This window comes from Desulfonauticus autotrophicus (assembly GCF_055381725.1).
Window position 1 is genome coordinate 1,403,332 of record NZ_AP042395.1, and the last position, 17,926, is coordinate 1,421,257.

At 40.6% G+C, this 17,926-nt stretch carries 18 protein-coding genes and 1 pseudogene; 12 read left to right on the plus strand and 7 right to left on the minus strand.

Translation table 11 applies throughout. The annotated features are described in order from the left end of the window. Nucleotides 1-85 precede the first annotated feature (85 nt). The 8 genes and pseudogenes from ACZ42F_RS08020 (at nt 86) to rnhA (ending at nt 5,556) form a co-directional block, all read left to right on the plus strand. Nucleotides 86-1,455 (plus strand): annotated as a pseudogene (locus tag ACZ42F_RS08020) (phosphomannomutase/phosphoglucomutase). Nucleotides 1,456-1,459: 4 nt separating this feature from the next. Then, nucleotides 1,460-2,680 carry an HlyD family secretion protein gene (locus tag ACZ42F_RS08025; protein ID WP_464278578.1) on the plus strand — a complete coding sequence of 407 codons (1,221 nt, stop codon included), beginning with the start codon at nt 1,460-1,462 and terminating at the stop codon, nt 2,678-2,680. A 9-nt stretch (nt 2,681-2,689) separates the two neighbouring features. After that, nucleotides 2,690-3,370, plus strand: a complete 681-nt coding sequence (locus ACZ42F_RS08030) for an ABC transporter ATP-binding protein (protein ID WP_029969893.1) — start codon at nt 2,690-2,692, stop codon at nt 3,368-3,370. Between the two features lie 26 nt (nt 3,371-3,396). Further along, nucleotides 3,397-4,353 (plus strand): ABC transporter permease, encoded by a 957-nt coding sequence (locus ACZ42F_RS08035; protein ID WP_464278579.1) that lies wholly within the window; start codon nt 3,397-3,399, stop codon nt 4,351-4,353. A gap of 35 nt (nt 4,354-4,388) precedes the next feature. Beyond that, nucleotides 4,389-4,628 (plus strand): FtsX-like permease family protein, encoded by a 240-nt coding sequence (locus ACZ42F_RS08040; protein WP_464280233.1) that lies wholly within the window; start codon nt 4,389-4,391, stop codon nt 4,626-4,628. 2 nt (nt 4,629-4,630) lie between these two features. Beyond that, entirely contained in the window at nt 4,631-4,846 is a 216-nt protein-coding gene (locus tag ACZ42F_RS08045) for a hypothetical protein (protein ID WP_464278580.1), read from the plus strand. 97 nt (nt 4,847-4,943) lie between these two features. Next, nucleotides 4,944-5,102, plus strand: a complete 159-nt coding sequence (locus ACZ42F_RS08050; RefSeq protein ID WP_464278581.1) for a hypothetical protein — start codon at nt 4,944-4,946, stop codon at nt 5,100-5,102. Continuing rightward, a complete protein-coding gene (gene rnhA, locus ACZ42F_RS08055) occupies nt 5,095-5,556 on the plus strand; it encodes a ribonuclease HI (protein ID WP_464278582.1) in 462 nt (153 codons plus the stop codon). Before ACZ42F_RS08050 ends, rnhA begins: the two co-directional genes overlap by 8 nt. 46 nt (nt 5,557-5,602) lie before the next feature. Here the strand turns inward: rnhA and ACZ42F_RS08060 are convergent, their stop codons facing one another. Next, on the minus strand, nt 5,603-6,664 hold the full coding sequence (locus ACZ42F_RS08060) for a phosphotransacetylase family protein (protein WP_464278583.1): 1,062 nt from the start codon (nt 6,662-6,664) through the stop codon (nt 5,603-5,605). Between the two features lie 176 nt (nt 6,665-6,840). Between ACZ42F_RS08060 and rnc the strand changes: the two genes are divergently transcribed. Beyond that, entirely contained in the window at nt 6,841-7,569 is a 729-nt protein-coding gene (gene rnc, locus ACZ42F_RS08065; protein ID WP_464278584.1) for a ribonuclease III, read from the plus strand. 103 nt (nt 7,570-7,672) lie between these two features. Here rnc and ACZ42F_RS08070 read toward each other — a convergent pair whose 3' ends face one another. Then, complete coding sequence (locus ACZ42F_RS08070) at nt 7,673-8,599, minus strand: flagellin N-terminal helical domain-containing protein (RefSeq protein WP_464278585.1); 927 nt, start codon at nt 8,597-8,599, stop codon at nt 7,673-7,675. 115 nt (nt 8,600-8,714) lie between these two features. Here ACZ42F_RS08070 and ACZ42F_RS08075 point away from each other — a divergent pair, with 115 nt between their 5' ends. Next, entirely contained in the window at nt 8,715-9,041 is a 327-nt protein-coding gene (locus tag ACZ42F_RS08075; RefSeq protein ID WP_029965515.1) for a flagellar protein FlaG, read from the plus strand. Between the two features lie 58 nt (nt 9,042-9,099). Here the strand turns inward: ACZ42F_RS08075 and ACZ42F_RS08080 are convergent, their stop codons facing one another. From ACZ42F_RS08080 to ACZ42F_RS08090, 3 genes are read right to left on the minus strand one after another with little or no spacing between them, the layout of a single operon-like run. Further along, nucleotides 9,100-10,728 (minus strand): flagellar hook protein FlgE, encoded by a 1,629-nt coding sequence (locus tag ACZ42F_RS08080; protein ID WP_464278586.1) that lies wholly within the window; start codon nt 10,726-10,728, stop codon nt 9,100-9,102. A gap of 26 nt (nt 10,729-10,754) precedes the next feature. Next, nucleotides 10,755-11,438, minus strand: coding sequence for a flagellar hook assembly protein FlgD (locus tag ACZ42F_RS08085; protein ID WP_464278587.1), 684 nt, complete (start codon nt 11,436-11,438; stop codon nt 10,755-10,757). Between the two features lie 12 nt (nt 11,439-11,450). Further along, nucleotides 11,451-13,049, minus strand: a complete 1,599-nt coding sequence (locus ACZ42F_RS08090; protein ID WP_464278588.1) for a flagellar hook-length control protein FliK — start codon at nt 13,047-13,049, stop codon at nt 11,451-11,453. 44 nt (nt 13,050-13,093) lie between these two features. On the opposite strand from ACZ42F_RS08090, the gene ACZ42F_RS08095 reads away from it, so the two are divergent. Both ACZ42F_RS08095 and ACZ42F_RS08100 read left to right on the plus strand, forming a co-directional pair. Then, the gene (locus ACZ42F_RS08095) at nt 13,094-14,107 is read left to right on the plus strand and encodes a tRNA dihydrouridine synthase (RefSeq protein ID WP_464278589.1); all 1,014 of its coding nucleotides are present in this window, start codon (nt 13,094-13,096) and stop codon (nt 14,105-14,107) included. A gap of 234 nt (nt 14,108-14,341) precedes the next feature. After that, nucleotides 14,342-15,265, plus strand: a complete 924-nt coding sequence (locus ACZ42F_RS08100; RefSeq protein ID WP_464278590.1) for a manganese-dependent inorganic pyrophosphatase — start codon at nt 14,342-14,344, stop codon at nt 15,263-15,265. A 67-nt stretch (nt 15,266-15,332) separates the two neighbouring features. Here ACZ42F_RS08100 and ACZ42F_RS08105 read toward each other — a convergent pair whose 3' ends face one another. Beyond that, complete coding sequence (locus ACZ42F_RS08105; RefSeq protein ID WP_464278591.1) at nt 15,333-16,688, minus strand: TrpB-like pyridoxal phosphate-dependent enzyme; 1,356 nt, start codon at nt 16,686-16,688, stop codon at nt 15,333-15,335. A gap of 29 nt (nt 16,689-16,717) precedes the next feature. Further along, the gene (locus ACZ42F_RS08110) at nt 16,718-17,920 is read right to left on the minus strand and encodes a M24 family metallopeptidase (RefSeq protein WP_464278592.1); all 1,203 of its coding nucleotides are present in this window, start codon (nt 17,918-17,920) and stop codon (nt 16,718-16,720) included. Nucleotides 17,921-17,926: the final 6 nt, after the last annotated feature.

Below are 17,926 nucleotides of genomic sequence, written 5' to 3' on the forward strand. Positions count from 1 at the left end.
ACTTTATCCTTAAGACAACTTTGTTTTTCTCTTGTCTTTAAAAAAGGTTAAAGGTATGCTTGACCTAAAAAAAGGAGTTTAAGAGATGAAAGAAATAAAGGCAGAAGTTTTTAGGGCTTATGACATTAGAGGCATTGTGGATGTGGACTTTGACCCAGAATGGGTAAAGACCCTTGGGCTTGCCTGTGGTACTTATTTTCGCCAACAGGGTATAAAACGGGCCGTAGTAGGCCATGACTGTCGCCATACTTCTCCTCTTTACCAGCAATGTATCATCGAAGGGCTTACAGAGACAGGAATGGATGTAATCTTTTTAAATATGGTCTCCACTCCACTTTTTTACTTTGCAGCCAGAACGCTCAATTTCCAGGCTGGCATAATGATTACAGCCAGCCACAATCCACCAGAATTCAATGGCTTTAAAGTCTGGGCTGGTGATTCCACTATCCACACGGAGGAAATTCAAAAAATTTATCAAATCATGAAAAGTGGAGAATTTATTCTTCCCAACTACAAAGGAATGGCTACTGAGCTAGACATTGTGCCCTCTTATATTAGCCACATCGTCAACCAGGGAAAGTTTGCCCATCCAGTCAAAGTGGTGGTTGATGGCGGCAATGGAACTGGCGGAAAAGTGTGCGCAGAAATTTTAAGAAAGGCTGGAGCTGAAGTGATAGATCTTTATTGTGAGCCAGATGGCAATTTTCCCAACCACCATCCTGACCCCACCGTGCTGGAAAATATCAAAGACCTGAGGCAAAAAGTTAGAGAAGAACATTGTCACCTGGGCATAGGTTTGGACGGAGATGCTGATCGCATTGGAGTAGTGGATGAAAAGGGAGACATCATTTACGGAGATAAATTACTAGCCATATTTGCCCGCGAACTACTTAAGGAAAAGCCAGGTGCAACCATTATTGGGGAAGTAAAGTGCTCTCACCTTTTATATCAGGACATTGAAAAACACGGGGGCAGGCCCATTATGTGGAAAACAGGGCATTCCTTAATTAAGGCCAAAATGAAAGAAGAGCGCGCCCTTTTAGCTGGAGAAATGAGCGGGCATATGTTTTTTGCTGATCGTTATTTTGGTTTTGATGATGCCATTTATGCAGCCTACAGGCTGGTCAAAATAGTTAGCCAGAATCCAGAAAAAAACTAAGCTCCTATCTGGGAGATTGGCCTAAAACCATTACCACTCCTGAAATTCGCCTGGATTGCCCAGAAGAAAAAAAGTTTAAGGTCGTACAAAAGGCCCTTACCTATTTTAAAGACCAGTATGAAGTTATTGATGTAGATGGAGTGCGAATTGTTTTTCCAGACGGCTGGGGATTGCTGAGAGCTTCCAATACCCAGCCTGTATTGGTCTTGCGCTTTGAAGCAGAATCAGAAAAACGCCTGGAAGAAATTCGTAGCCTCATTGAAAATCCTTTAAAACAATGGATAGAAGAAGCCTAACTAAATGAAAAAAATAATTTTACTTTTTATCTCTGTTGTTCTGATTTTAGGGGCCAGTTATATTTTCTGGCCCCAATCTTCCAACAAAATCCAGGTCTTATCCACCGCTCAGGTGGAAAGGGGCAGCGTAAAACAAATCCTGCAAGTAACTGGCATAATTAAATCGCAGGTAGGTGGAATCGTCAAAATAGGCGCCCAGGCCACAGGCCTTATTACTGAAATGAAGGTCCAGGTAGGAGATCTGGTCAAAAAGGGAGACATCATTGCCCTTATAGACCAAAGAAAAATCAAGGCCCAAATTCAAAATAGTAAGGCCAAAATCAAAGCCCTGGAGTTAGAGTTGGCCAATCTCAAGCACACCTATCCCTTAAAAATAGCCCAAAAGGAAAAAGATATTGCCAGGCTCCAGGCAGAAGTGGATTTTTGGGCAAAACAAGTTCAAAGGTACCAGAGTCTTTTTAAGCAACACCTGGTAGCCCAGGTTGAGCTAGAAGAATATGTAAAAAACCTTAAAAGCAAAAAAGAGGAATTGGAAGCCAACCGTTTGGCCAAGGAAGAACTGGAAAAAGAATTTTTTTACACCCAGAAAAAATTAAAAGAAAACCTAAAAGCAGAGCAGGCCAATTTAAAAGAACTCTTAGTGGAAAAGAGTTTTCGGGAAATTAAAAGCCCTCTTACGGGTTATGTAAGCCAGGTCACTGCTCAAAAGGGAGAAACCATAGTCGCAGGATTACAGGTAGCCAATCTTATTACCATTTTAGACCCTAGCAAACTGGAAATGCGCATCTACATAGATGAAACAGATGTGGGGCAGGTAAAACCAGGTCAGAAGGTAAGCTTTTGGGTGGATGCCTTTCCCCAACAAACCTTTGAGGGCAAGATTAAAACCATTTATCCAGAACCTGAAATCAGGGACAACATTGTTTACTATCTTGCTCTCGTGCCCCTCACCTTAGCCCAGACTAAATATCTAAGACCAGAAATGACCACTCACTGCCAAATAGAAATCGCTGAAAAACAAGATGTCCTCAGGATTCCCAACCAGGCTCTCAAGTGGGTTAAAGGAAAAGAAGTGGTCTTTAAAAAAATTGGCAAAGAGTTTAAACCCCTTTCTCCCACCCTGGGCTTAAGAGGCTTTAATTATAGTGAAGTAATTACAGGCTTAGAAAAAGGTGACCTGGTGGCCACTGAGGTGGTCCTGGGCCAGAGTAAGTCTGCTCAGTAAGTTTTCCCTATGAACTTAATAGAAACCCAAAACCTAAGAAAGGTCTTTAAACAAGGAGAAGTGGAAATAGAAGTTCTAAAGGGAATTGATTTAACCGTACAAAAAGGGGATTTTATTTCTCTGCAAGGAACTTCTGGTTCTGGCAAATCCACCCTTCTTTCCATCCTGGGACTTTTAGATAGCCCCACTTCTGGCAGTTATTTCTTTAAAGGAGAAGAGGTGACTAAACTCAGTGAAGAAAGGATTAGCCAAATTCGCAACCAGCAACTGGGCTTTGTTTTTCAACACTTTTTTCTCATTCCCTATCTAACTGCCCTGGAAAATGTACTTATCCCCACCCTGTACAACAAAAACAGCAAACAAAGCCAAAAAAAAGCCAGGGACTTACTGGCCCTTTTAAACCTTCAGGATAGATTACACTTTAAACCTGCTCAATTATCTGGCGGACAACAACAACGCGTAGCCATTGCCCGGGCCCTGATTAACGAACCAGAGATAATTCTGGCTGACGAACCCACTGGACAATTAGACTCTCGCACTGGCGAAGAGATTTTAAACATTTTTCAAAAGATAAACGACCAGGGTAAAACCATAATTTTAGTGACCCATGATCCCAAAGTAGCTGGCTTTGCCAGGCAAAGTATTATTTTAGAAGACGGGCAAATTGTCAGTCAAAAGTTAACCAAATAGATAACAAGAAAATCTATCCTTTTAATATGCTTAACCTGTGGCTAAAAAAAATTTCCTTTCTCTTCTGGCTGGGTCAAAAATCCCTTTTAGCCTATAAGTTGCGTACTTTTTTTGTGCTTATGGCCATTGCCTTTGGTATCTCTTCCATCAGCATAGTTATCTCTTCCATTGATGGAGCCCAGAAAAAGGCCGTACAGATTGTAAACTGGTTTGGGCCAGATGCAGTATTTGTCTTGGGAGGTGATATTTACTCCAGGGCCCTGGGACAACGCCGCTATACTTTAAGTTTACAGGACCTAAAGGCCATAAAAGAACATTTGCCAGGAGTCTATCTGGCAGTGCCCATGCGGGCTATTCATAACATCCAGGTGCGTTACAAGGATAAAAACATGCAAGTAAACGCAGTAATAGGCTCCACCGCCCATTATGCTGATTCCTGGAACTGGCCTTTAAGTGAGGGACGAGACCTCAACGAAGACGACTATAAAAGGGCCAAGAGAGTTGCCCTAATCGGGGCCAATTTAGCTCGTTTTTTCTTTCCAGATTCCAACCCCTTAGGCAAAACCCTTTTTGTGCAAAATCTTCCCCTGCAAGTAGTTGGAGTTTTAAGTGAAAGAGATTTTTCTGGAGGCAGTGGAGACATAAACAAACGCCTCATCATGCCCCTTACCACCCTTACCAAGCGGTTTAACTTAAACAGAACCTATTACCGCGCTCTAAGACTTAAATTCCTTTTTCCTGAAAACATGCAATTTTATGCGCAAAACCTGGAAAGCTTACTGCGTTATACCCACAAGCTTCGTCCTGAGGAGCCCAATGATTTTACCATCTTAACAGCCCAGGATATTTTAAAATTTCTCTCCATGCTCAAAGGTGGACTGGTCCTTTTTTTAGGCCTTACAGCCTGTATTACCAGCATTATAGGCGGCTTTGTCCTGGCCAATCTTTTTTACCTCAACATAGAAGAAAGGAAAAGGAAATAGGCCTCAAACTAGCTCTAGGTTATCCCAAAGAGCTTATTCTAGCCCAGGTGCTCTTAGAAGCCCTTTTGCTTTGCCTCTGGGGTGGGCTGTTAGGCCTGGGATTGGGCTATGGGTTGGGTTTGCTTTTAAACAAACTCAATCTCATACCATTGCAATTTTCTTTAAAAACTTTTAGCTTATCTTTGGTTAGTGCCCTGGCAATTGGGATTGGCTTTTCCTTTAAGCCAGCCAAGACAGCTGTAAACATAAGCCCCTTGGAAGTATTAAAGAGTTAATTATGTCTCATAAAAACACCTTTAGGCCCATAGTCAAAGGAGTATTGCTGGCCTTTATTTTTGGAGGAGCAGCTTTTTTATTCTGGAAAAACTATGAATATTCTCTGTCCAAAATAAAAAACAAACAATCCCTCTGGGACCAGACCAAAACTCTCAGTACTGAAGAAAAAAAGTTATTTATAACTTTGCCCATTACCTGGAAAAAACTATGGACTTAAATTACGGCTAAAAATTACCTACGAACACATCTACATTCCCAAACTGGATAAACGAACCTTATTTATTGGCCTTGCCCCCAGCAAAAAAGAAGTTATCGTGCGTTTTCCTCCTCTTCTGGAAAAAGCAGTGGGACTGGACTTTATCCGTTATCTACAAGAAAAACACTTTCAGCCCTATTTTGAAAACAACAACTGGCCTGAAGGACTTATCTCTGCCCTGGTTTTAATTCAAAAAAAGGTAGAGCACCTTGGCTAAACTTCCCAAAGTCTATCTGTACACAGATGGCTGCTCTCTGGGCAACCCTGGCCCTGGCGGCATAGGGGTTATTTTGCGTTATAAGGATAAAGAAAAGGAAATTTCCCGGGGTCATCCTCACACGACCAACAATAGGATGGAACTAGAGGCAGTAATCACAGGCCTGGAGGCCCTGAAAACCACCTGTGAAGTGGAAGTGTTCACAGATTCTCAATATGTGGCCAAAGCTTTAAATGAGGGCTGGCTGGAAAAGTGGCAAAAAAACAACTGGAAAAATTCCGCCAAAAAACCTGTAAAAAACCAGGACCTGTGGCAGAGACTTTTGCCTTTATTAGAAAAGCACCAAATTACCTTCCACTGGATTAAGGGACACAACCAACACCCAGAAAATGAACGCTGCGATTTTCTAGCCAAACAAGCAGCAGAAAAAATAAAAAAGGAGAAAAAGAACTAGGTTCTTCTTCTCCTTTACTTTGCCCAAAACTTTTACTTCTTTTCTTTTATAGACCAAGTTGCTTTTTAATGTAATCAAAATCCAGTAAAGAGCTTACCAATTTGGTCCCATGTTGTACCTTAATAACATCTCTTAGCTTTACCCTGGACAAAATAGCATCCATTTTTTGAGCCACTGCATAAGTATCGTCTCGAACCAAAATAATAGGCACTCCCAGAACTTCTGCCCTGGTCATAATAATGTCGTTGGGATATAGATTTCCAGTAAGAACCAAACACTGACAATTTCCTTCCAGAGCTACCAACTGTACATCTGAACGGTCACCACCCACGATTACTGCTGCCTTGGGATTTTTCTTAAAGTGGGTCATAAAGTTTTCCACCTGCATGGTGCCAATTAAAAAGTTTTCTACGACCTTGTCTGCCTTTTCATTGGCAACAATAATCCGACCACCCAGTCTCTTGGCCAGGTCACTTATCTTAATAGCTCCCATCAAGGGATCCCTGGGAATAATACCCAAAACCTTTACCCCTTTACTCTCCAGAAAGGGAACTATCATTTTATTTAGCTCTTCATTAAAAGAAGGTGGAATATCATTTAACACACACCCAATAAGCCTGTCCTTTAATTCATCTTTTAATACTGCCAGATAGTCGTAATTGAGTTCTTTGTCATAGCGATCAATTACAATGGATTTGCAATCCAGCTCTTTCACCAGGTTTACGCCATCTACATTACAATACCTTCCAGAATACATACTTCCAGAGCCAGATACCAGCATAATATCCTTGTCTTTGCTAAGCAAAGCATAAGCTTCCTTTATTTTTTGCAACAGATTTTCACATTTACCGCTAAAAGCCTGGATTTTGAAGTCATGGTCTACCACCACTGGAGTAAGTTTCTCTGGATCTTCTGAAAGCCCCAGAATTTCTTGCATAAATAGAGCGTCTTCGTCTCCCAGCTTGTCGCCAACTTTCTTGGGCATAGCTCCCACTGGTTTCATATATCCCACTTTATAGCCTTCTTTCTGAAAATAAAGAGCTAAACTCATGGTAATTAAGTTTTTACCAGAATACCCAGAAGTAGAGCCAATATAGAGACTTACCATGTTTGTGCCTCCTTCACGTGTTTACTTTAGTTTCCTAATAAAAAGAACTTATCCATCCTCCAAGCACCAACCTGGTGAGAGGATAAAATTTAAAGGTAAAAGGAATATTGAATTTTACTTCAAATAACAATATGAAAAATCTATCTCTATCTAATAAGGAGTGCTTAAACTAAAAAATGAAAAAACACAAATCCAATTTAAGCGAACTGGAAGAATACCTAAACTATCCTTTTCGTAATTCTCAGTTATTAGAGCAGGCCTTAACCCACACTTCTTATGCCAATGAAAGCAAAACTGAAGATAATGAACGCCTGGAATTTTTAGGAGATGCAGTATTGGAATTGGCTGTATCTCATCTGCTCTACCTTTCTTTTCCTCAAGCAGAAGAAGGTAAGCTTACTAAAGCTAGAGCTTTTTTGGTTAATGAAAAAAGTCTAGCCAGAGTTGCTCATAAAATTAAACTGGGACAATTTATAAGGTTGGGTAAAGGAGAAGAACAACAAGGCGGAAGAAAACGGGAAAGCATCCTGGCAGACACTTTAGAAGCCATTCTTGGTGCAATCTATTTAGATAGCCAGGACTTTTTTCTGACCCAAAAAATAGTTGCCTACTTGCTAAAACCTTTCTGGCCTAAAAAAGTTGAAGAGCTAGAAGAAAAAAAGGACTACAAAACCCTTTTACAGGAATTAACTCAAGATAGATTTGGAGATAGACCTATCTATACTTTAGTGGATAGTTTCGGGCCTGATCATGCCAAAACCTTTAAAGTAAAACTCACCCTTCCCTCCAAAAAATTTCCAGAATTCTTTGCCCAGGCTCCCAGCATAAAAAAGGCAGAACAACAAGCAGCCAAGAAAGCCCTTTTTTTCTTGCAAAAAGAACTAAATCTCAAAAATAAATCTTAATACTTACAGGTGATTCCTGACCAAAGTTTTTCAGGGAGCTTAAAATTCATTTAAGCTCCCTTTGCTACAAGCCTTTGGTCATTTTTTTGACTAATTTTTAAAACTAAGCTCCACCACCTATAAGTTGCATGGCCATTCTGGGCAAACTATTGGCTTGAGCCAGCATGGCTACTGCAGATTGGGTGAGAATCTGATTGCGGACAAACTCAGTCATTTCTGTAGCTACATCTACATCAGAGATACGAGATTCTGCAGCCTGCAGGTTCTCCGCCTGAATCTGTAAGTTGGTAATGGTGTTCTCCAGACGATTTTGCAGTGCTCCCAGAGCAGCCCTAATCTTATCCTTGGAAACAATGGCTTCATTAATCTGATTTAACGCAGCTTGAGCAGCACTTTGGGTGGAAATGGTATAACCAGCAGCACCACTAGCAGCAGCATTACCCAGGCCAAAGGCAGAGGCTGTGGCGGTTTGAATGGCAATGTAGTAATAGTCTTCTGCAGAATCATTACCTGTACCAAAGTGAATCTTTAAGGGACCTGTGGGAGTTAAGCCAGAACCATTGTGGCTACTTCCCCAGTCAGCAGGGTTAACCGCACTTGTTGAGAGGTTTCCATTTAAGAGATAAATGCCATTAAAGTCTGTGGCATTGGCAATTCGGGTAATTTCTGAAGCCATGGCCTGATACTCAGAGTCAATAATCAAGCGCTGGTCAGAAGTATAGGTACCGGTGGCTGCCTGCTCTGCCAGTTCTTTCATACGAATGAGCTTTTCATCTATTACCTGCAGGGCACCATCAGCAGTCTGGATAAGGGAGATGGCATCATTGGCATTACGAATACCCTGGTTCAAAGAAGCAATATCTGCTCGCATAAGCTCACGAATCGCCAGCCCAGCAGCGTCATCCGCAGCTGTACCTACCCTAAGACCAGAAGAAAGCCTTCTGGTAGAAACCCCCAGCCTGCCGTAAGCAGTAGAGAGGTTTCTGGCAGCATTCATTGCCATTAAGTTGTGATTAACGACCAAAGACATTTTTTCCTCCTTAAATGACTTTGGTTAAACTTATTCAAAAATAATACCAAAAATATCCCTTAAGTTTTTAGCCAAAAAGACGATAAAAAGAATGAACCTAAAAAGGAGTAGAGCCATGCGCATAGAAGGAATTAGTTCTCAAACAAAAATGAACATCTCTAACTTAGAGGAGCATAAAGTAAAAAACAGAGAGCAAACTCAAAAACTAGAACTAAAAGACTTGAGCAAACTCAAAGATTTAACTCAATCCCTCAACCAATACCTGGAAGCGCAGGAAATCCCTCTCAAGTTTAGAGTGCAAAACGAACAAAAGGTAGTGCAGGTAAACCTGATTGATACCAAAGAAAACAAGGTTATTCAAAAAATTCCCCCGGATGAAGTGCTCAACATTGCCAGGCACATTGAAGATACTATTGGAGTATTTGTGAGAAAAAGTTTTTAGGGAAGCCAGCAATTACTGACTTCCCTAAAAAGCATATAAACAGAAGGTAATTTAGGGACTACCGCTTAATTTGGATTAACACACTTAACATATTATCCGTAGTAGTAATAGTTTTACTATTGGCCTGAAAACCCTTTTCCACAGTTATCATCTTAACAAACTCAGTGGCCAAATCCACATTGGACTGCTCTAAAGAGTTGGAAGCAATGGTACCTTTGCCTCCAGTTCCAGCCAGGCCAGTTAAAGGTGGTCCAGACTGCCTGGTCTCAGCAAAAAGATTGCCACCCTCTCTTCTAAGGCCATAGCGATTGTTAAAGTCAGCCAAAGTCAACGCATATAATTCTAAAATCTGTCCATTGGAATATCTACCTGTAATAACTCCATCCCTGTCCACAGTAATGTTTTGTAAAAAACCAGCAGTATAACCATCCTGAGACTGGTAAATGGTAGTAGAGCCAGTACTGTAGTTGGTTACAGACAGGGCACTGCGCTCAGCATCATTAAAAGAATCTAAATTAGTTATGGTAGTGCCAATATCAGAAGCTTGATCTGAAGAACCTGTCCATCCAGGACCAATTCCATTATCAGTAAAGTCTCTATTTCTTAATCCAAAATTAAGCTCTATATTTAAGGCGTTAGTGTCTGAAGTATAGTCAGCATTGGTATTACCTAAAAAATTAGGAGTAAAAATGGGATAACCATTTTGAGAAAAGGCTGCTGGTTCCCATGTTTCTAAATCATTATAATCATATCCTGCTGGAGGAGTCCCATTAATAGTAAAAGCAGTCATATCAGCTAATTCTCCAGCTGAATTAAAGGTAAGGGTACCAATCATTAACACCCCTCTTTTAGTATCTCCTGAACTCCAGAAGCTCCTGTTATCTTCATTGGGATTTACTGCCACCATGTATTCCCAATATCTCTCTCCGCCTGTATTGGTTATATTGTCTTCCACTGGGTCAAAATAAACAGTAAGGTCATGGGAAGTTCCGTTTTCATCATATACCCTGATAGTACTTTGATAGGCATAGGCTGTATCTCCTAAAGGAGTATCCTGAGTTGCATCCCACTGATCAAACATGGCAAAAAAAGGATCCGTAGTACTAGTAGAATTATCTTCACTCCTGGAGTCCAGGTTCACCACCATGGAAACAGTTGTTGTTTCCTGAGGAGGAGATTGAAAGTTTTCCAGACGAATATCAGTAGGCGTTCCTACAGTTCTAACTCCTGTGGATTCTTGAGCGGTAGTAGTTGAAGTGGCTACTTGAGTCTCATCTTCTTGTTGAACTACCCAACCCTGCACTACATAACCATGCGGGTCTACCAGATATCCATCTTCATCAAAGCGAAAGTTTCCTGCCCTGGTATAGTATTCAACCTCTTCTCCCTTGGGGGAAACAATAAAAAAACCATTGCCCCCAATAGCCAGATCAGTGGATTCTGAGGTGGTTTCTAAGGAGCCTTGAGAAAAGTCTCCGTAAATGGCGCCTACAGCAGCGCCTCTACCCACCTGTCCCACGCCATTGGCTACAGTAATTTCCTGGCTTAGGGCATCCTCAAAGTAAATACGAGAAGCTTTAAAGCCCACCGTACTTACATTGGCAATATTATTGCCCACAACACTCATGCCTTCACCATGGACCTTAAGTCCACTGGTACCTGAATATAAAGATGCTGAAAGTCCCATATATTACCTCCTATAAAAAACCAGGGTTAATTTTCTGAAACTATTTCCTTTACATTGTTAAAATCAATAACCCTACCATCTTCAAGCCTTAGTAAAGTTCCACTACCTGTATTTTGTATCCCTGAAACTTTACCACTTACTTCTGTATCCACTAAAACAGGATTTCCATTCACTCCTTCAGCTGCAAAAGTTACACTATAAACTCCATTGGCAGCTTCCTTACCTGTAAAGTCCTTGCCATCCCAGGTAAATTGATATTCTCCAGGCTGCCTGGAACCAAGGCTCGTAGAATAGATAATATTTCCAAAGCTATCAAAAATATTTACATAAACCTCTTTAGCTGTATCTTCCAGACTATAGTAAATCTTGGAAATACTTTCTTCTTCTTTACTTAAGGTATCTCCTGCAGCTACTACTTCTTTACCAATAAAGCCTACAGCCCCAAGCATTCTATCCTGTTGATTTAAGGAGACCAGATTATTTATGCCTTCAGCAATGTTATTCATTTGCTCCAAACTGGAAAATTGCGCTAACTGGGCAATAAACTCTTTATCATCCATGGGGTTTAAAGGGTCTTGATTTTCTAACTGCGTAACTAAAAGTCTTAAAAAAGCGTCCTTATCCAGGGCACTATTGTTGCCAGTGGCTTTGTAGTTGGCAGCTTCTAATTCCCTTTCGTATTGCCCCAATAAACTACTTACCTGACTCATATCCCTGCTCCTTTAGGCAAAAAGACTAAGCTTGTTGTTTAAACCAGAAGGTTCTTCCAGGTTCTTAGCCTGAATTTCCTGGCCAGAAGAGAAGAAATATCTCAGCCTGGCCAGGCCTATACTGGTCTCAAAGTTTTTTTGTTGTTCAAAGTTATGATTTGTAAACTGCTGACCGTGTTCAAAACTGGCAAAATTTTCCTGCTCCAGTTGGGTCTTTACCTCCATCTTTTGCACCCTAAAACCTTCTTGCTCCAGATGAGCTTTCAAACTATGCAAATTATGCTGTAAAACCTGTCCCACTTCCTCATTATTGCTTTTAAGTAGCAAACTCACTTCCCCTTTATTCATCTGCAAAACCATTCCCACCTTTCCCAGGTCAGGAGGATTCAAACGCAAAACCATTCTCGTATTGTTCTTACTTATATTTTGCCAGACTGCTTGCTCCACCTGATTCCAGACCTGTCTGGAAATTTTATTATTAACACTTAATTTATCTACCAAACTGTCTTTTAGGTTAACATTGGAGTTTACCAATTCCACTTTAGAAAATTCCAGCTTTCCCTTATCTTTATCTTCACCTTTATATTCCAGAATTTTTTTATTTTTTTTAGTTTCAGTTAAATCTTTTTGATTTTCCTCACCTTTAGAATTAAATTCATTATCCTTTTTACTTTCACTTACTTCAGCTGCACCTTTAGTTTTAGCTTTTACATCTTGTTTTTCCAGGTTCAAATTTTTAGTTTTAGTATCATTTTCTTCCATGCCTTTTACTTTGCCCTCTTCTGTTTTAGCTTTAATAAAACTTTCACTTTTTTGGCTAACAGGCTTATCTTTGGCTTCTAGCAAAGCTAAAATATTTTTTAACATACTTTTCTGTTCTGCGCTTAACCCTTCCCAATCTGGATTTGCCTTTAAAAGCTTACCTGCTTCCTCACTTAAGCTTAAAAGTAAGTTTTTAAGTGCAGAAACAGAGTTTTCTCCTACAAAATTGGCTACCTTTTTAACTTCAAAGTGTCCTCCAGCAAGCTTGCTCAAGGCTTTAAGTTCTTTCAGGTTGAGCTCTACCTTGCTATCTTCAGGCAAACTATCTATTTGCTTCAATACCTTCTGGAAAAAGTGCTCCAGCTTTGTCTGTTCCTGGCTCAAAGAAGTGAGCAGATTTTCTGCTTCTTTAGGAGTAAATTTAATTTTTTGTAAAAAAGTTAAAAGCTCTTGTTTTTCAGAGGTGGACAACTTTAACTGGGGCAAAATCTTAGAAGGCACCCACAAGTTTAGTCCCAGTAAAAGCTCCTTCCAGGTAAGTTCTTGCTTCTCCACTTTTTTCTTTAAAAGAGAAATTTTTTCTTTGCTTACTCCCTTTTGTTGAAGCAAACTTTCTACCTGGGAAAATTCTTCCTCACTTATCTTATCTTCCAGCTTATCCTGGACCTGTTCCAGTTTGCGAGCAAAAGAAGTCTCTGGCTGGACAGTTTTTCCAGTTTGGCCAGTGGAAACTAAAGGATTTACCTTTGTCTCCTCTTGCTTTAAGAGAGACGCAAAATCACCCCTAACCAGATTATTTTTAACTTCTTCTGCAGGTAAGGCAAAAAACAAAGTAGGAAAAATTTGCATGGCCAATCTCCTTTAACCCCTAATTAATCAAGACCCATTCCAAAATGGATACAGTACAAAAACTTTTAACTACACCCTTAAAAATTGGAGACAAAGTTTTACCCACCAGATTAATCCTGGCTCCCATGGTGGGCTTAACTCATCTGGCTTTGCGCAAACTCATTCAGGAATACGGTGGTTGTGGGTTACTTTTTACAGAAATGTGCAGTGCTAGGGCCATACCCAGTGAAAACCCTCGTAATTCTCCCTATTTTAAATTTCTCCCAGAAGAACTTCCCTTTTTAACCTGCCAGATTGTAGGCAATAACCCTCAGGAAATGCTAGCAGCTGCCAAACGCATTGAAGAACTTGGTTTTTTTGGGGTGGATTTAAATTTTGGCTGTAGTGTTGCTAATATCTATAAAAAACAAAGCGGGGCCTACTTACTGGAAGAGCCCCTTTTGGCCAGTAAAATCATTTCCCTTCTCAAAAAACACTTAACCATTCCCCTAAGTGTAAAGTTTCGCTTGCCCCAGGAGGCAAGCACGGCCAAAGTTAAAGAACTTGCCCAATCCTTTGAACAAAGTGGAGCAGATTTTTTAATCTTCCATCCCAGAAAGTTTCCAGATCGTCGCAATAGACCCCCTCGCTGGGAATACATAGAAGTGGTGCAAGCCAGTGTAAGCATACCTGTTTTTGGCAATGGCAATGTGTTTAACCCAAAAGACTTAAAAAACATCCTGAAAACTGGTTGTGCAGGTGTAGCCTTAGGTAGAATTGCTGCTGCCAGGCCCTTTATTTTTGCTGAACTTTGCCACAACTTTACTCCCACTAAAAAGACCTACCTGGAAGTAGCGCAAAAGATGCTCACCTATTTGCAAAATTTTTTTGAACCAGTACGGGCTTTAAGGCTCTTTTACAAATGGACAACTTACTTTTGCGCCAACTTTGACTTTGGCTTATCCCTTTATTCCCAGCTAAAAAAAGCTAACTCTTTAGAGGAAATAGAAAAAATACTACCCCACATCCTTACTCTAAATCCCCTGACTTCTCCCAATCTTCTGCTGCTGGGAAATTAATTAGAAAAACTTTTTTCACTTTTTGTACCCAGAGCGACCCAGAAGTTAATCTTTGTGCAAAATTTTTTTAAACCCAAAAAGTCTAAAACTTCACAAGCCTGAACATTCTCTTTTAAGCTCAATGACTCACTTTTTTACCTTTAAAACACTTCATTTTTTTCTTGGCAAAGGTTAGAGTTTGTGCTATTTTTAACAAGCGTTTTTAAAAAGCAAAAAAAATGAGGAGGTTGTTCCATGGCTGTTTATGTTTACGGGCACAAGAATCCTGATACAGACTCTGTCTGTGCAGCTATTGCTGTTGCTGATCTTAAGAGCAAGTTGGGTGTAGAGGCTAAGCCTGCAATGCAAGGCGAGCTCAATCCTGAAAGTAAGTTTGTTTTGGAAAAATTTGGTGTAGACGCTCCTGAAATCATTTCTTCTGCCAAAGATAAGCAACTTATCTTGGTTGACCACTCTGACCTGGCTCAGAGTTTGGACGATTTGGCTGAAGGTGAAATCTTGGGTATTGTAGATCACCACAAATTAGGTGATGTAACTACTCCCAATCCTTTAGAATGCTGGATCTGGCCTGTTGGTTGTACCTGTACTGTGATTAAGTATATGTACGACTTTTTTGGCGTAGAAATTCCCAAAAATATTGCTGGAATCATGCTCTGCGCCATTTTAAGTGATACTGTTATCTTTAAATCTGCTACCTGCACTGAAAAAGACAAAGAAGCTGCTGAAGCTCTGGCTAAAATTGCAGGTGTAGATGACCTGAAAGCCTTAGGCATGGAAATGTTTAAGGTCAAATCTGCTGTAGAAGGCACTCCCATTAGAGACCTTCTTTTCCGTGACTATAAAGATTTTGACATGAGTGGCAACAAAGTGGGTATTGGTCAGCTAGAAGTAGTAGACCTTTCCATTTTAGATCCTGTAAAAGACGCTCTTTATGAAGAAATGAAAAAGGTTAAAGAAGAAAAAGGCAGCCACTCCATCTTTTTGATGTTAACAGACATCATGAAAGAAGGTACTGAGCTTCTCATCGTTTCTGATGATCCTTCTGTAGTAGAAAAGGCTTTTGGCAAGGCTCCTGAAGGTCGCTCTGTTTGGTTGGATGGAGTTATGAGCCGTAAGAAACAGGTTGTTCCCAATTTTGAAAAGGCCTTTGCTGGCTAAAAGCAAATAATTGCTGCTAATAAAAAGCCCTCCTTTAATTAGGAGGGCTTTTTTTATGTCTAATTGTCTAGACTTTAGGCACAAATTGTAAAGCTTCTTTAATCTTCTCTTCTGGATACAAATAGTCCTGCAGTTTTCCGGTTAAAAAGTCATCATAAGCCTTTAGGTCAAAATGCCCATGTCCACTAAAACAAAAGACTATGCTTTTTTCTTCGCCTCTTTCCTTACACTTTAAAGCTTCGTCTATAGCAGCCCGAATGGCATGACTGGTCTCTGGAGCAGGAATAACTCCTTCAGTCTGGGCAAAAAGATGGGCAGCCTCAAAGCATTTGGTCTGAGGATAAGCTACTGGTGTAACCAACTTTTTATGTACCAAATGGCTAACAATAGGAGCATCTCCATGATAACGCAAACCTCCAGCATGAATCCCTGGTGGCTCATACTTATGTCCCAGAGTATGCATTAAAAGCAGAGGAGTAAGTCCCACTGTATCTCCAAAATCATAGGTATAAGTTCCTTTGGTTAAAGTGGGACAAGAAGCTGGCTCTACTGCTATGAGCTTGTATTCCTTTTCTCCTCGAAGCATTTCGCCTGCAAAGGGAGCTACAAAACCACCAAAATTACTGCCTCCACCCACACAACCAATTAAAATATCAGGTTTTTCTTCAATCAACTCCAGTTGCTTAGCCGTTTCCAGCCCAATAATACTCTGGTGCAAAATTACATGATTAAGCACACTGCCCAGGGCATAATTAGTGTCCTCATTAGTAGCAGCATCTTCGACAGCTTCAGAAATGGCAATACCCAGGCTACCGTTAGTTTCAGGATTTTCTGCTAAAATACGCTTCCCAGCTTCTGTACGGGAAGAAGGAGACGCAAAAACTTCTCCTCCCCAGATTTGCATTAAAGACTTGCGAAAGGGTTTTTGTTCAAAACTGATTTTCACCATATACACAGTACATTTAAGGCCAAAAAAATTACAGGCCAAAGACAAGGCACTACCCCACTGGCCTGCACCTGTTTCTGTCGCCAATCTGGTTATGCCTGCCTGCTTATTATAATAAGCCTGAGCTATGGCTGTATTGGGCTTGTGACTTCCAGCTGGGCTTACACTTTCGTCCTTGTAGTAAATTCTGGCTGGAGTTTTTAAATACTTTTCCAGATTTCTAGCCCTTTTTAAAGGAGTTGGGCGCCAAAGTTGATAAATATTTAATACTTCCTCTGGAATCTCTATCCATGGCTCTTTACTCATTTCCTGCTCAATTAAAGCCTTGGGAAAAATTGGGGCCAGGTCCTTCTCTTCCACTGGCTTTTTAGTAACTGGATGTAGAGGTGGAGCCATTTCCTCTCCAATTTCAGCCAGCAAGTTGTACCAGGCTCTGGGCAAATCCTTACTACCCAAAATTATCTTGTTTTCCTCCATTCCAATGCCTCCCTTCTAGATTTAATTTTTTAAATTAAAATAGGGGAATAAGTATCACCAGTAAGGCACTTTCCCCCATCTTTAGTTACCACAAAGGTATTTTCCACTCCCACCATGCCAATTCCTCGCAGGCCATACTTGGGTTCCAGGGCAATCACCATATTTTCTTCTAAGGGATCAATTATTTTCCTGGCCAGAGGAGGATACTCATCTATAAAAAGTCCAATTCCATGCCCCAGAAAAGGAACTTTATTACCACCTAAGCCCATAAATCCTTCTTCTAAGCCTCTTTTTTGAGCCAGCTCCAGGGCTTGTACATATATTTCCTCTGGCAGTACGCCAGGCTTTAACTTTTCTCTGGCCATTTCCTGTATTTCTTCACAAAAACCTTGAGCTATATCCACTACTTTGGGCCTGGCCCATTCTTTGGGATAATAGATTTGAGTTTTATCCGTGTGATAGCCCTGAAAACAAAACCCCACATCCACACTAAGAACTTCATCTTTTTGCCAGATTTTTTCTAAAGAACCCATTTGAGGAGTAGCAGGGTGGACGCCTCGCAGACCTAAGGGCCCATTAAAGGAAGAGTTGTAATTACCACTATCACCTGCTGAAATATGCCCTAAAAAAATCTCCTCGCCAAAACCCTGCATGCGCATAAGCCCGGCATGGCCCAGTTCAAAAAACACTTCCCAGACCTTCTTAGCAATCTCGTACTCTGAAAAACCAGGCTTTATTCTGGCAGGTAAAAGTTCATACAGTCCCTTATGATGCCTGCTTCCTGCCCGTTGCAACCTTTCCAGTTCATATCCAGTTTTTACTGCCCTGGTTCTGGCCAGTAAGTAATCTGCAGCGACCAAAGTTTCTATTTTTACCTTGCTTTGAAATAATTCTGCCAGTTCCCAGGTCAAAAAGCGCTTTTCTACGCCTGCGACCTTTAAAGTATAGCCAAAATCTTTTAAAATCCCTTCCACCTGTCCATAAGAACGAAAGGCCAGAATATTCAAAACCGAGCTTTCCTTTAAGGCCCTTTCCAGCCCTTTTCTTACCATTAAAATGGGTTCTCCGGCCTGGGGAATAAAAAGCACTCCATTTACCCAGGTACCTGTAAAGTAGTAAATAAGGGTTCTAGAAAAAATAAAAATACCTTCACCGGCAAAATCCAACTCTTGCCAGAGCAATCTTAATCTCTGCAATCTTAAATTAACTTCTTCTCTAGGTAATTTTTCCATTTTAAA